The sequence below is a fragment of the Streptomyces sp. ME02-8801-2C genome, assembly GCF_033793965.1.
Lineage (GTDB): Bacteria > Actinomycetota > Actinomycetes > Streptomycetales > Streptomycetaceae > Streptomyces.
Genome location: NZ_JARAXP010000002.1, coordinates 202,312 through 215,561 on the forward strand (window position 1 = coordinate 202,312; position 13,250 = coordinate 215,561).

Annotated in this window: 11 protein-coding genes; 9 read left to right on the top strand and 2 right to left on the bottom strand. The window is 69.8% G+C overall.

Going from position 1 to position 13,250, the window contains the following annotated elements; genetic code table 11:
• The first annotated feature begins 48 nt into the window (after positions 1-48).
• The 6 genes from PV396_RS05580 to PV396_RS05605 are packed head-to-tail and all read left to right on the top strand — an operon-like array spanning position 49 to position 6,412.
• Positions 49-1,164, top strand: a complete 1,116-nt coding sequence (locus tag PV396_RS05580; protein WP_319202249.1) for a sugar phosphate isomerase/epimerase family protein — start codon at positions 49-51, stop codon at positions 1,162-1,164.
• Positions 1,161-1,829: an EboA domain-containing protein gene (locus PV396_RS05585; protein WP_319201003.1), complete on the top strand. Its 669-nt coding sequence runs from the start codon at positions 1,161-1,163 to the stop codon at positions 1,827-1,829. Before PV396_RS05580 ends, PV396_RS05585 begins: the two co-directional genes overlap by 4 nt.
• The gene (locus tag PV396_RS05590; RefSeq protein WP_319201005.1) at positions 1,829-2,677 is read left to right on the top strand and encodes a TatD family hydrolase; all 849 of its coding nucleotides are present in this window, start codon (positions 1,829-1,831) and stop codon (positions 2,675-2,677) included. Before PV396_RS05585 ends, PV396_RS05590 begins: the two co-directional genes overlap by 1 nt.
• Positions 2,678-2,680: 3 nt before the next feature.
• A complete protein-coding gene (eboE, locus tag PV396_RS05595) occupies positions 2,681-3,850 on the top strand; it encodes a metabolite traffic protein EboE (protein ID WP_319201007.1) in 1,170 nt (389 codons plus the stop codon).
• Positions 3,847-5,295, top strand: coding sequence for an alkaline phosphatase family protein (locus PV396_RS05600; protein ID WP_319201008.1), 1,449 nt, complete (start codon positions 3,847-3,849; stop codon positions 5,293-5,295). The genes eboE and PV396_RS05600 overlap by 4 nt, the downstream gene beginning before the upstream one ends.
• A 58-nt stretch (positions 5,296-5,353) precedes the next feature.
• Positions 5,354-6,412, top strand: a complete 1,059-nt coding sequence (locus PV396_RS05605; protein WP_319201010.1) for a sugar phosphate isomerase/epimerase — start codon at positions 5,354-5,356, stop codon at positions 6,410-6,412.
• 68 nt (positions 6,413-6,480) lie between these two features.
• Here PV396_RS05605 and PV396_RS05610 read toward each other — a convergent pair whose 3' ends face one another.
• Positions 6,481-7,932: an OFA family MFS transporter gene (locus PV396_RS05610; RefSeq protein WP_319201012.1), complete on the bottom strand. Its 1,452-nt coding sequence runs from the start codon at positions 7,930-7,932 to the stop codon at positions 6,481-6,483.
• Positions 7,933-7,976: 44 nt separating this feature from the next.
• Positions 7,977-9,368 (bottom strand): OFA family MFS transporter, encoded by a 1,392-nt coding sequence (locus tag PV396_RS05615; protein ID WP_319201014.1) that lies wholly within the window; start codon positions 9,366-9,368, stop codon positions 7,977-7,979.
• 335 nt (positions 9,369-9,703) lie between these two features.
• Here PV396_RS05615 and PV396_RS05620 point away from each other — a divergent pair, with 335 nt between their 5' ends.
• The 3 genes from PV396_RS05620 to PV396_RS05630 all read left to right on the top strand — a co-directional run bounded on the left by PV396_RS05620 (position 9,704) and on the right by PV396_RS05630 (position 13,233).
• Positions 9,704-11,260: an aldehyde dehydrogenase family protein gene (locus tag PV396_RS05620; protein WP_319201015.1), complete on the top strand. Its 1,557-nt coding sequence runs from the start codon at positions 9,704-9,706 to the stop codon at positions 11,258-11,260.
• An 85-nt stretch (positions 11,261-11,345) separates the two neighbouring features.
• The gene (frc, locus tag PV396_RS05625; RefSeq protein WP_319202251.1) at positions 11,346-12,578 is read left to right on the top strand and encodes a formyl-CoA transferase; all 1,233 of its coding nucleotides are present in this window, start codon (positions 11,346-11,348) and stop codon (positions 12,576-12,578) included.
• A 115-nt stretch (positions 12,579-12,693) separates the two neighbouring features.
• Positions 12,694-13,233, top strand: coding sequence for a carbonic anhydrase (locus tag PV396_RS05630; RefSeq protein ID WP_319201017.1), 540 nt, complete (start codon positions 12,694-12,696; stop codon positions 13,231-13,233).
• The last annotated feature ends 17 nt before the right edge of the window (positions 13,234-13,250 follow it).

The following is a 13,250-nucleotide window of genomic DNA, read 5'->3' on the forward strand; positions in this document are numbered from 1 at the left end:
CCGGCACCGGAGTCGGCACCGGCAAAGGCGCCTCGCGGCGCTCCCGCCATCCCCCTCCGCTTCGGCTACGGAACCAACGGACTCGCCGATCTCCGCCTCGACGACGCCCTCGCTCTGCTCGCCGACCTCGGCTACGACGGTGTCGGACTGACCCTCGACCACATGCACCTCGACCCGCTCGCCCCCGACCTCCCCGCCCGCACCCGGCAGATCGCCCGCCGTCTCACCGCCCTCGGCCTGGGCGTGACCGTGGAGACCGGGGCCCGCTATGTGCTCGACCCACGCCGCAAACACGGCCCCTCCCTCCTCGACCCGGACCCGGACGACCGCTCACGACGCGTCGACCTCCTGCTCCGTGCCGTACGAGTCGCCGCGGACCTCGGCGCTCACGCCGTGCACTGCTTCAGCGGCATCACCCCGCCGGGCACGGACCCGGACACCGCCTGGCACCGCCTGACCGAAGCCCTCATCCCCGTCCTGGACGCGGCCACCGCGGCCGGTGTCCCCCTCGCGATCGAACCCGAACCCGGCCAGCTGCTCGCCACCGTCGCCGACTTCCACCGCCTGCGCCACGCACTCGACGACCCCGCGGCCCTCGGCCTCACCCTCGACATCGGTCACTGCCAGTGCCTCGAACCTCTACCTCCCGCCGACTGCGTCCGCGCCGCCGCGCCCTGGCTGCGCCACGTCCAGATCGAGGACATGCGCCGCGGAATCCACGAGCACCTCCCGTTCGGCGACGGAGAGATCGACTTCCCGCCCGTACTCGCCGCGCTGGCCGCCACCGGTTACCAGGGCCTGACCGTCGTGGAACTCCCGCGCCACTCCCACGCGGGCCCCCACTACGCCGAACACTCCCTCCACTTCCTCCACGACGCGGTCCGCGCCACCCACGCCCCCGTCCTCGGCTCCTCAGGGGCCACGGAGCCGACCGCCACGGCACCCCGGCCCGGCACCGCCCCACAGGGCTCCGCCACGGCCTGCCGCAACGCCATGTTCCCGACCGGAAATGCCACCCCTCCGCAGGCAGCCGCCTCGATGGCCATCCCCTCGGAGGCCACCACCACGACGTCCGCATCCGCCCCTTCCTTCACCACGCGGGCCACGCTCTCCGCCGCCCCAGCCGCGCACTCCGCCACCGCGGTCGAAGGGAGCCACCCATGACCCAGCCCCACGTCGGCCCGGTCACCCCGGCGGCCGCCAACCCCCTCTCCCTCACCCCGCTGGACGACCTCCGCACCCACGTCACCGCCCACCTCGACGAGGCCGCCCGCACCTGGCTGGCCCACGCCCTGGACGAGGCAGCCGCCCGGTCCGGAAGTCACGGACCCATCTCCGCCTGGGAGTTGCGCCTCGCCGAGGCCGGCCGCCGCTGCGGCGCCGACCACGCGGACGCCGTACGCGTCCTGATCCTGCACGCCGCCCACGCCGGCCCGGACGCCCTCACCCGCGTCTACCGACAGGGCACTGCCGCCGAACGCCGAGCCGTCCTGCACGCCCTGCCCCATCTGGTGTCAGGCCCCGACGCCCTCCCCCTGGTCGAGGACGCCCTGCGCACCAACGACACCCGCCTCGTGGCCGCAGCCGTCGGTCCGTACGCCGCCCGGCATCTGGACGCCCACAACTGGCGTCACGCCGTGCTGAAGTGCCTGTTCACCGGAGTGCCCGTCAACGCGGTGGCCGACCTCCACCGCCGGGCCCGGGCCGACGCGGAACTCGCCCGCATGCTCGACGACTACGCCGCCGAACGCACCGCCGCCGGCCGCCCCGTCCCCCAGGTCCTGCACCGCGTCCTGGCCCTGACGGAGTCCGAAGCGAAGGAGTCCTGATGCGCATCTTCGACCCCCACATCCACATGACGTCACGGACCACCGACGACTACCAGGCCATGTACAGCGCAGGCGTCCGCGCCGTCGTCGAACCCTCCTTCTGGCTCGGCCAGCCACGCACCTCGCCCGCCTCCTTCTTCGACTACTTCGACTCCCTCCTGGGCTGGGAGCCCTTCCGTGCCGCCCAGTACGGCATCGCCCACCACTGCACCATCGCCCTCAACCCCAAGGAGGCGAACGACCCCCGCTGCGCTCCCGTCCTCGACGAACTGCCCCGCTATCTCGCCAAGGACCGCGTCGTCGCCGTCGGAGAGATCGGCTACGACTCGATGACCCCCGCCGAGGACACCGCGTTCGCCGCCCAGCTCCAGCTCGCCGCCGACAACGGCCTGCCCGCGCTCGTCCACACCCCGCACCGCGACAAACTCGCCGGTCTGCGCCGCACCCTCGACGTCGTACAGGAATCCGCCCTGCCCCCGGAGCACGTCCTGGTCGACCATCTCAACGAGACCACCGTGAAGGAGGCGAAGGACGCCGGCTGCTGGCTCGGCTTCTCGGTCTATCCGGAGACCAAGATGGACGAGCGACGGATGGTCGCGATCCTCCGCGACCACGGCCTCGAACGGGTCCTGGTCAACTCCGCGGCGGACTGGGGCAGAAGCGACCCCCTCAAGACCCGCAGGGTCGGCGACCTGATGCTGGCGGAAGGCTTCACCGAGGACGACGTCGACCGCGTCCTGTGGCGCAACCCGGTCGCCTTCTACGGACTCGGCGGCCGACTGGACCTCGACGTCGCCGCGACCGACGCGACCCACGAGGGCAACTCCGTGCTGCGTGGCGGGGAGTGACCGATGCGCTTCCGCCATCCCGACGGCTCCACCGTCCACCTCGCCTACTGCACCAACGTCCACCCCGCCGAAACCCTCGACGGCGTCCTCGCCCAACTCCGCGACCACTGCGAACCCGTACGCCGACGCCTCGGCCGCGACCGGCTGGGCATCGGACTGTGGCTGGCCAGGGACGCCGCCCACGCCCTCGTCACCGACCCCTCCGCGCTGCGCGGCCTGCGCACCGAACTCGACCGGCGCGGCCTCGAAGTCGTCACCCTCAACGGCTTCCCCTACGAGGGCTTCGGCGCCGAAGAGGTCAAGTACCGCGTCTACAAACCGGACTGGGCCGACCCCGAGCGCCTCGCCCACACCACCGACCTGGCCCGGGTCCTCGCCGGTCTCCTCCCCGACGACGTCACCGAGGGCAGCATCTCCACCCTGCCGCTCGCCTGGCGCACCACCTACGACACCGAGCGCGCGGCCACCGCCACGACCGCCCTGCGCACCCTCGCACAACGCCTCGACGCCCTCGCCGAACTCACCGGACGCTCCATCCGTATCGGCCTGGAACCCGAACCCGGCTGCACCGTCGAGACCACCGCCGACGCCATCGCCCCGCTCACCGGGATCGGCCATGACCGCATCGGTATCTGCGTCGACACCTGCCACCTCGCCACCTCCTTCGAAGATCCGCACACCGCCCTGGACGCGCTCACCCAGGCCCGCGTCCCCATCGTCAAGTCCCAGCTCTCAGCCGCCCTGCACGCCGAACACCCCCATCTCCCCGAAGTCCGCGAGGCACTCGCCGCCTTCGACGAACCCCGCTTCCTGCACCAGACCCGCACGGCCACCGCCGCCGGCCTGCGCGGCACCGACGACCTCGGCGAGGCCCTCCACGGCCACGTGCTGCCCGACGCCTCACCCTGGCGCGCCCACTTCCACGTCCCGCTCCACGCGGCCCCCGCCGCACCCCTCACCTCCACGCTCCCCGTCCTCAAGTCCGCGCTGACCCGGCTCGTCGGCGGCCCGCACCCCCTCACCAGCCACCTGGAGATCGAGACCTACACCTGGCAGGCACTCCCACCCGAGCTGCGGCCCCGCGCCCGCGCCCAGCTCGCCGACGGCATCGCCGCCGAACTCGCCCTCGCCCGAGACCTGTTGACCGACCTGGGCCTGAAGGAGCTGCCATGAGCCCCCGCCCCGCCCACGAAGACCCCGCCCAAGAAGGCTCCGCTCGTAAAGACTCCGCGCCCGAGACCCCCGAGCCCGTACCCCTCCTCGTCCTGGACGTCGTCGGCCTCACCCCCCGTCTCCTCGACCACATGCCCCGCCTCAAAGCCCTCGGCCAGTCCGGCTCCCGTGCCCCGCTGGGCACCGTCCTGCCCGCCGTCACCTGCGCCGCCCAGTCCACCTTCCTCACCGGCGCCCTTCCCTCCGAGCACGGCATCGTCGGCAACGGCTGGTACTTCCGTGAGCTCGGCGACGTACTCCTGTGGCGCCAGCACAACGGTCTCGTCGCCGGCGACAAGCTCTGGGACGCCGCCCGCCGCGTGCACCCCGGCTACACGGTCGCCAATATCTGCTGGTGGTACGCCATGGGCGCCGACACCGACATCACCGTCACTCCCCGTCCCGTCTACTACTCCGACGGCCGCAAGGAACCCGACTGCTACACCCGGCCCCCGGCCCTGCACGACGAACTCACCGCCGCATTCGGCACCTTCCCCCTCTTCCACTTCTGGGGCCCCCGCGCCGACCTCACCTCCAGCCGCTGGATCATCGACGCGACCCGGTACATCCTGCGCACCCGCCACCCCGACCTGGCCCTGTGCTACCTCCCCCATCTCGACTACGACCTGCAGCGCTTCGGCCCCGACGACCCACGCTCCCTGAAAGCGGCCGCCGACCTCGACGCGGCCATGGCCCCGCTCCTGGACGAGGCCCGGGCCGAAGGCCGAACCGTCGTCGCGCTCTCCGAGTACGGCATCACCCGCGTCGAGCGGCCCGTCGACATCAACCGGGCCCTGCGCCGCGCCGGACTGCTGGAGGTGCACACCCAGGACGGCATGGAGTACCTAGACCCGATGACGTCACGCGCCTTCGCCGTCGCCGACCACCAGATCGCCCACGTCTACGTACGCCGACCGGAGGATCTGGAGACGGTCAAAGAAGCCCTCGCCGGTCTTCCCGGCATTGAGCAACTCCTCGACGACGAGGGCAAGAAGACCCACCATCTCGACCATCCGCGCGCCGGCGAACTCGTCGCCGTGGCGGAGCCGGACGCCTGGTTCACGTACTACTACTGGCTCGACGACGCCCGCGCGCCCGACTTCGCACAGCTCGTCGAGATCCACCGCAAACCCGGATACGACCCGGTCGAACTCTTCATGGATCCGCTCGACCCGCTCATCAAGGTCAAGGCGGCCACCGCACTGGCCCGCAAGAAGCTCGGCCTGCGTTACCGCATGGCGGTCGTGCCCCTGGATCCCTCACCTATTCGCGGCAGCCACGGCCGCCTTCCGGCGAGCGACGACGACGGTCCGCTCCTCATCTGCTCCACCCCCCGTGCCGTCGACGGCCGTATCGCGGCCACCGACGTGAAGTCACTCCTGCTCCAACTGGCCGGTCTGTCCTGACTGGTCACAAGTGAAGCACTCACCACTGACAACGCCTTCCCCCAACGAGGAGTTCCTCATGAGCCGCACACCCCGCACGGCCGGCAGCAGCAAGTCGCACGACCCCGAACTCGCCGACCGGCTCAGCCGAAGAGGCATGCTCGGCGTGGCCGCCGGCGCCACCGCCGCCGCCCTCCTCGGGGCCGCCGCCCCCGCCACGGCGGCCACCTCGGCACAGACCACCGCCGCGGGCCGCGGCCGCCCCGTCCTGCCGCCCGGCCGGCTCGGCATCCAGCTCTACAGCCTGCGCGACAAGGTCTCCACACTGGGCTTCGCCCCCGTCTTCGCCGAACTGAAGAAGTACGGCTACGACGAGGTCGAGTTCGCCGGATACACCCAGGGCTCCGCGGGGCCCATCACCCTCGCCCAGCTCAAACGGCTGGCCCGCGACCACGGCCTGAACCCCATCGGCAGCCACGTCGGCTACTACGCCGCCGACCCCAACGCGTACACCTTCGCGCAGAACCTGAACAAGGTCCTCGACGACGCCCAGGCCCTCGGCCTCAAGCACATAGGCACCGCCTCCAACCCGTTCCGCTACGGCTCCACCGTCGACGCCTGGAAGCGCGCGGCGGAGGAGTTCAACACGTACGGCGCGGCGGCCCGGGCCCGCGGCATGAAGTTCTACCAGCACAACCACTCCGAGGAGTTCTCCTTCGCCACCGACAACCCGAAGGTCCGGCTCTACGACGTACTGCTCGCCGAGACCGACCCCAAGCTCGTGTACCTGGAGATGGACATCTTCTGGGCGTACTCGGGCCAGTTCCGCTTCTCGAAGCGCCCCGACGGCAAACCCGCGCCGTTCGAGCCCCTCGACTACGTACTCAGGCAGCCCCACCGCTACCCGCTCTTCCATGTGAAGGACGGTGTGAGCGACCCGGGCAACCAGTACGGCTACCGCATGACCGACGTCGGCGACGGAGACATCGACTACCAGCGGTTCATCTCCGCCGTGACCCGGCTGCGCGGCGAGCGGCTGGCCCATCACTGGCAGGCCGAGCACGACAACCCGACCGAGTCCTTCACCTTCGCGCGCCGCTCCAGCGCGCACCTCCACTCGCTGCGCGAGAAGTGCTGACGGCAACCCCGTACAGCTGAGGAGGCCCTCCCGGAATCCCGGGAGGGCCTCCTCACGCGCGCGTGGCGTCAGCCCGCGGGCTGCGGTTGCGCGGTCCGGCCGGCTGTCGCGCGGCCCGGCTGTCGCAGCAGCAGGGCGATGCCCGCGGCCACCATGGAGACGGCGCCGGCCAGGGCGTACGCGCCGTTGTAGCCCCAGGCGGCGACCACCATGGAGCCCAAACCTCCGCCGAACAGGCCGCTGATCAGCTTTCCGCTGTACACCAGCCCGTAGTTGGAGGCGTTGTAGTTCTCCCCGAAGTAGTCCGGGGTGAGTGCCGCGAACAGCGGGTAGAACGCGCCGCCGCCGAAGCCGGAGAGGAAGGCGAAGAACAGGAACAGCGCCTCGCTCCGGACGTCGCCCGCCCAGATCACCCCGAACTGGGCCAGGCCCAGGACGACGATGACGAACACCAGGGTGGGTTTGCGGCCCCACTTGTCGGAGAGCCAGCCCACCACGCCGCGGCCGATGCCGTTGATGACCGCCATGACGCCCATCGAGGACGCGGCGACCAGCGGGCCGAAGCCCACATCCTTGGCGAAGTCGACCTGGAAGGAGATCCCGAAGATCGACACGCCGGCGGTCAGCACGATGGAGACCCACATCAGGGGGAGCATGCCGGTCCTGATGGCCTCCTTGGGCGTGTACTGCTTCACCGCGGGAGGGTTCTTGGCGAGGCTCGTCGCGTTCTTCGCGTCGCCCGAGTACGTCAGCGGATCGATGTCCGCGGGCCACCAGTTCTTCGGGGGATCCTTGAAGAAGAAGGCGGACGCGAGGACCACGATCATGATGTACGCGCCGATCAGGTCCAGCACCCGGTGGTAGTTCGCGGTGTCGAAGCCGTAGTTGAAGATGAAGATGAACGGCAGGGACCCGTACGCGAACCCGCCGTTGACGAAGCCCGTCCTCGCTCCCCGGCGCTCGGGGAACCACTTGCCGACCATGTTGATGCAGGTCGCGTAGACGAGTCCGGCGCCGATGCCTCCGACGACGCCGAAGCCGAGGATGGCCAGCCAGACGTTGCTGAGATGCGAGAGAGCGAGGAATCCCAAGGCGCACAGGCCCGAGCCGATGTACATGGCCTTACGGGCCGTCAGGATGCCCCTCTCCCTCAGCCAGCCCGCGGGGAAGGCGATGCCGGCCTGGAAGAAGACCCAGACGCTGAGGATCCAGAAGGTGTTGCTCTGCGTCCAGCCGTGGGCGTGGGACAGGGTGTCCTCCGCCGAACCGTACGCGTATTCGAAGACGCTGATGGCCATCATGGCGACCCACGGCAGATACACCATGAGCTTGCGGGAGTGACCGAGGATGTCCCGGTCGGTCTCGCCCACGCGGTAGACGCGGCCACGGGAGTCGGTCACTTCTCGGTAGGGACGGTGTGCGGCTTGGGGGTCGGTCGGTGAACCGTTCGTCGAGTCGCCCGTCGAGTCGCCGGTCGAGTCGCTCGTCGAACTGTTCGTGGCGATGGGATCTGCCGTCATGTCAGGCCAATTCCTCCGTGTGGGGCCGTTTCCTTGCCGACGTGTCAGGCCATTTCCTCGCCGAGGGGCTGGGGGTTGGGGGAGACCCTGCGGTCGGCGACGGGCCTGCCCGGTGCCTTCAGGAACACCGCCAGCACCGCGGAGGCAAGCCCGATGCAGCCGGCCAGGACGAACGCGCCCTCGTAGTCCCAGTGGTCGACGACGATCGCGCCCACTCCGGAGCCGACGAGGCCGGAGATGAGTTTCGAGCTGTAGACCATTCCGTAGTTGGAGGCGTTGTTGTTCTCACCGAAGTAGTCCGCGGTCATGGCGGCGAACAGCGGGAAGATCGCCCCGCCGCCGAAGCCGGAGACCATGGAGCAGAACAGGAAGAACGGCATGCTGCCCATCTGGCCGGAGGCCAGCACCCCGAACTGGGCCGTACCCAGCACCACACATACGATGATCAGCGTGTTGCGTCGCCCGTAGCGGTCGGATATCCAGCCGATGACACCGCGGCCGGTGCCGTTGACGATGGCCTTCAGGGACATCGCCGTCGCCACGATTCCGCCCGCGAAGCCCATGTCCTTGCCGAACGGCACCTGGAAGGCGATCCCGAAGATGTTGATGCCGGCGGTGCACAGCAGACAGAACCACATCATCCACAGGACGGGCTGACGGGCGGCTTCCCTCGGGACGTACTGCTTGACCGCCGGCGGGTTCTTCTCCAGCGCCCGGCGGATCTTCGGGTCGTCCGTCACCTTGAGCGGGTCGACGTGCGAGGGCCACCAGTTCTTCGGCGGGTCCTTGAAGAACCAGCCCGCCGACGCCACGACCAGGCACAGCCCGACGCCGACACAGGCCAGCACGGTCTGGTAGTTGCTCAGGTCCATGTACGAGGTGAACAGGAACACGAAGGGCACCGAGCCGTAGGCGAAACCGCCGTTGACGAAGCCCGTCTTGCCGCCCTTGCGCTCCGGATACCACTTGCCGACCATGTTGACGCAGGTCGCGTAGACGAGACCGGCGCCTATACCGCTGCACATGCCGAAACCGAAGTAGGCCACGAGCACGTTCGGCGCGTACGCCAGCGAGAGGTAGCCGAGCATGGTGCCGACCGCGCCGAGCATCATCGCCGTACGGGCGGGCAGTCTGCCGCTCTCCCGCAGCTGACCGGCGGGGAAGGCCACGGCCGCCTGGAAGAACACCCAGACGCCCATCAGCCAGAAGATGTGTCCGCTGTCCCACAGATGGGCCTCGTGGAGGGTGTCCTCCGCGGACGTGAACGCGTACTCGGCGGAGCTGATGCCCATCATGCCGATCCAGGGCAGGATGACCATCCACCTGCGCCTGCGGCCCATGATGTCGACGTCGGATTCCCCGATGCGGTACATGCGGCCGTTGCGGTCCGTCACCTCCCGATAGGGAAGGGACGTCGAGTAGTCAATGGTTGTCACTGGTGAAGACTCCTTGCGTCGAAAGATCTGGCCAGCGCCCCCTGTCCAAATGCCTTTCGTGCGCGCATGGGTCCCGGGGCCGTCCGACGCGCACCGTCGGACGCCTCCCTGTGCCTGGTTACGTCATGAACCGCCCCCAAGAGTCACCTCGTCCGGCACATTGCATACAGTCGACGAATACTGTATGAAGATTGTTATCCCGCATCCGATGGGTGATGTCCAGGGGGCGTGCAGCACTTTTCAGACGGAAGCCGAATCATGAACCCGCACCCCGCCGCGACTCCTGCCCCATCCCATCCCCGCCCCCGACTGTGCACCGAGAGCGGAGACACCGAATGGCGACCACCCTCAACCCGACCCACCTCGTGCTGAAGTCCGGCACATCCTGGTCCGACGCCTGGCAGCGATGCCTCGCCGTGGCCCCCGAGGCCTTCCGCGACGACCGCGTCCTCAACCTCTGGAACTCCTCCTGGCAGGCCGACGGCCGGGCCCTGCCCGCCACCAGCCCCGTCGACGGCAGCCCGATCGCCGGCCCGCCCCGCCTGGACCCCGACACCGCCCACCAGGCCGTACGCGCGTGCCTGGACCAGCACCGCGCCTGGCGCCACATCCCGCTCGACGAGCGCCGCGCCCGCGTCGCGGCCACCCTCGACGCCCTCACCCAGCACCGCGAACTCCTCGCCCTCCTGCTCGTCTGGGAGATCGGCAAGCCCTGGCGGCTGGCGCAGGCGGACGTCGACCGGGCCATCGACGGGGTGCGCTGGTACGTCGACGGCATCGGGCCGATGGTCGCCGACCGGGTTCCGCTGGACGGTCCGGTATCCAACATCGCCAGCTGGAACTACCCGATGAGCGTGCTCGTTCACGCAATGCTGGTACAGGCACTGGCAGGCAACGCGGTCATCGCCAAGACCCCGACCGACGGCGGTGTCGCCTGTCTGACCCTGGCCTGCGCGCTCGCCGCCCGTGAGGGGCTTCCCGTCACCCTCGTCAGCGGCGGCGGGGGAGAGCTGTCCGAGGCGCTGGTACGGGCGCCCGAGATCGGCTGCGTCTCCTTCGTGGGCGGTCGCGACACCGGCGCCGCGGTGGCCACGGCCGTCGCCGACCTCGGCAAGCGACACATACTCGAACAGGAAGGACTCAACACCTGGGGAATCTGGAACTTCTCCGACTGGGACACCCTCAAGGCCGTCGTCCCCAAGCTCTTCGACTACGGCAAGCAGCGCTGCACGGCGTACCCGCGCTTCGTCGTCCAACGCGCCCTGTTCGACGAGTTCCTGACGGCCTACCTTCCCGCGGTCCGCACCCTGCGCGTCGGGCACCCGCTCGCCGTCGAGAACCCTGACGACCCGTTCCCGGCACTGGACTTCGGGCCCGTGATCAACGCGGCCAAGGCGAAGGAACTCCACGACCAGGTCGCCGAGGCGGTCGCTCGCGGCGCCGTCCCCCTGCACCGTGCCAGTGAGACCGACGCCCGCTTCCTGCCCGGTCAGGACACCTCGGCGTACGTCCAACCAGTCACCCTTCTGGGCCCGCCGCCCTCCTCGCCGCTGCACCACGCGGAACCGTTCGGGCCGGTCGACACCATCGTCCTCGTCGACACCGAGGCGGAGCTGCTGGCCGCGATGAACGCCTCCAACGGCGCGCTTGTCGCCACCCTGTCCACGGACGACAGGGCGACCTTCGACCGGCTCGCCCCGCAGATCCGCGCCTTCAAGGTAGGCCACAACAAGCCGCGTTCACGAGGCGACCGCGACGAGCTGTTCGGCGGCTTCGGCGCGTCCTGGCGCGGCGCGTTCGTCGGCGGCGACCTGCTGGTGCGCGCCGTGACCCGGGGACCGGCGGACGAACGGCTGCCCGGCAACTTCCCGGAATACCAGCTCATGCCGTGACCGGCGGCCGGGCGGCGCCCGTGCGGGGGTGCCGCCCTCCGGCAGACATCGCGTGCACACCCGTCGACGTACAAGTGAGGTGGCGATCATGGAGAAGGCGCTTGCGGGGATCCGTGTTCTGGATATGACGCATGTGCAGTCGGGTCCGTCGGCGACGCAGTTGCTGGGGTGGCTGGGCGCGGACGTGGTGAAGGTGGAGGCGCCGGGAGGGGATGTCACGCGGGGGCAGTTGCGGGACGTGGCGGGGGCGGACTCTCTGTATTTCACGATGCTCAACTGCAACAAGCGCAGTGTCACGCTGAACACCAAGTCGGCGCGGGGCCGGGAGATCCTCACGGAGTTGATCCGGCGTTCGGACGTGCTGGTGGAGAATTTCGGCCCGGGCGCGGTCGACCGGATGGGTTTCACCTGGGACCGCATCAAGGAGATCAATCCGCGAATCGTGTACGCGTCGATCAAGGGGTTCGGGGAGGGCCCGTACACGGGTTTCAAGGCGTACGAGGTGGTGGCGCAGGCGATGGGCGGGTCGATGGCGACCACCGGGTTCGAGGACGGGCCGCCGATGGCGACCGGGGCGCAGATCGGTGATTCCGGGACCGGGATCCACGCGGTGGCGGGTGTCCTGGCCGCCCTGTTGCAGCGCGAACGCACGGGACGGGGGCAGCGCGTGAACGTGGCGATGCAGCACGCCGTCCTCAACCTGTGCCGGGTCAAACTACGTGACCAGCAGCGTCTTCAGCACGGCCCGCTGGCCGAGTACCCCACGGAGGATTTCGGGGACGAGGTACCGCGTTCGGGCAACGCCTCGGGCGGCGGGCAGCCGGGCTGGGCGGTGCGATGCGCGCCGGGCGGGCCCAACGACTACGTGTACGTGATCGTGCAGCCGCCCGGCTGGAAGCCTCTCGCAGAGCTGATCGGCAGGCCCGAACTCGCCGACGATCCGCAATGGGCCACTCCCGAAGCCCGCCTGCCGAGACTGGCGAAGATGTTCCAGCTGATCGAGGAATGGACTTCGACCCTGCCCAAGTGGCAGGTCCTCGAACGGCTGAACGCGCACAGCATTCCCTGCGGGCCGATCCTGTCCACCAAGGAGATCATCGAGGACTCCTCGCTCGCCGCGAACGACATGATCGTCACCGTCGACCATCCCGAGCGCGGCCCCTTCACCACGGTCGGCAACCCCCTCAAACTCTCCGACTCGCCCACCCACATCACCACCCCGCCCCTTCTGGGCGAACACACCGAGGAAATCCTCATCGGCGAACTCGGCCTCGGTGACGAGGAACTGCGCCTGCTCAGGGCGGAGGGCGTGGTCTGACCGGCGGTGGCCGACCCTGCTCTCACCCCGTCCCGGCACGCGGCGCAGACCGCCGTGCCCGGGACGGCTCCCGTTCGTATCCGATTCGCGTTCGACCGGAGCGAGGTAGCCCAGCATGTCGACACACGCATCTCGTATCGCCCAACTGACGGTCACCGACAGGCTCGTGGAGTCCAACCGCGCCTACGCCGCCGATTTCGCCGACCCGGGGACGGACGCTCGCCCGGTGCTCGGGGTCGCGGTCGTGGCCTGCATGGACGCCCGTCTCGACCTGCACGCGGCGCTCGGCCTGGAGCTCGGCGACTGCCACACCGTCCGCAACGCCGGCGGTGTCGTCACCGACGACACCATCCGCTCCCTGACGATCAGTCAGCGCGCCCTGGGTACCCGCAGTGTCGTCCTCATCCACCACACCGGCTGCGGACTCCAGACCCTGACCGAGGACTTCCGGCACGAACTGGAGCTGGAGGTCGGACAGCGTCCGGCGTGGGCGGTGGAGGCCTTCCGGGACGTCGACCAGGACGTACGCCAGTCGATGCAGCGCGTACGCACCAACCCGTTCCTGCCGCACACGGACGATGTCCGGGGCTTCGTCTTCGACGTGACGACCGGGCGGCTGCGGGAGATCGACCCGAGCCCCGACCCGCGCCCGTGAACCGGTCGCTCAGGCCT

Bases quoted from the DNA above. Each gene is read 5' to 3' on its own strand.
- PV396_RS05585 (WP_319201003.1), top strand. From the start codon at position 1,161: ATGACCCAGCCCCACGTCGGCCCGGTCACCCCGGCGGCCGCCAACCCC.
- PV396_RS05590 (WP_319201005.1), top strand. From the start codon at position 1,829: ATGCGCATCTTCGACCCCCACATCCACATGACGTCACGGACCACCGAC.
- eboE (WP_319201007.1), top strand. From the start codon at position 2,681: ATGCGCTTCCGCCATCCCGACGGCTCCACCGTCCACCTCGCCTACTGC.
- PV396_RS05600 (WP_319201008.1), top strand. From the start codon at position 3,847: ATGAGCCCCCGCCCCGCCCACGAAGACCCCGCCCAAGAAGGCTCCGCT.
- PV396_RS05605 (WP_319201010.1), top strand. From the start codon at position 5,354: ATGAGCCGCACACCCCGCACGGCCGGCAGCAGCAAGTCGCACGACCCC.
- PV396_RS05610 (WP_319201012.1), bottom strand. From the start codon at position 7,932: ATGACGGCAGATCCCATCGCCACGAACAGTTCGACGAGCGACTCGACC.
- PV396_RS05620 (WP_319201015.1), top strand. From the start codon at position 9,704: ATGGCGACCACCCTCAACCCGACCCACCTCGTGCTGAAGTCCGGCACA.
- PV396_RS05630 (WP_319201017.1), top strand. From the start codon at position 12,694: ATGTCGACACACGCATCTCGTATCGCCCAACTGACGGTCACCGACAGG.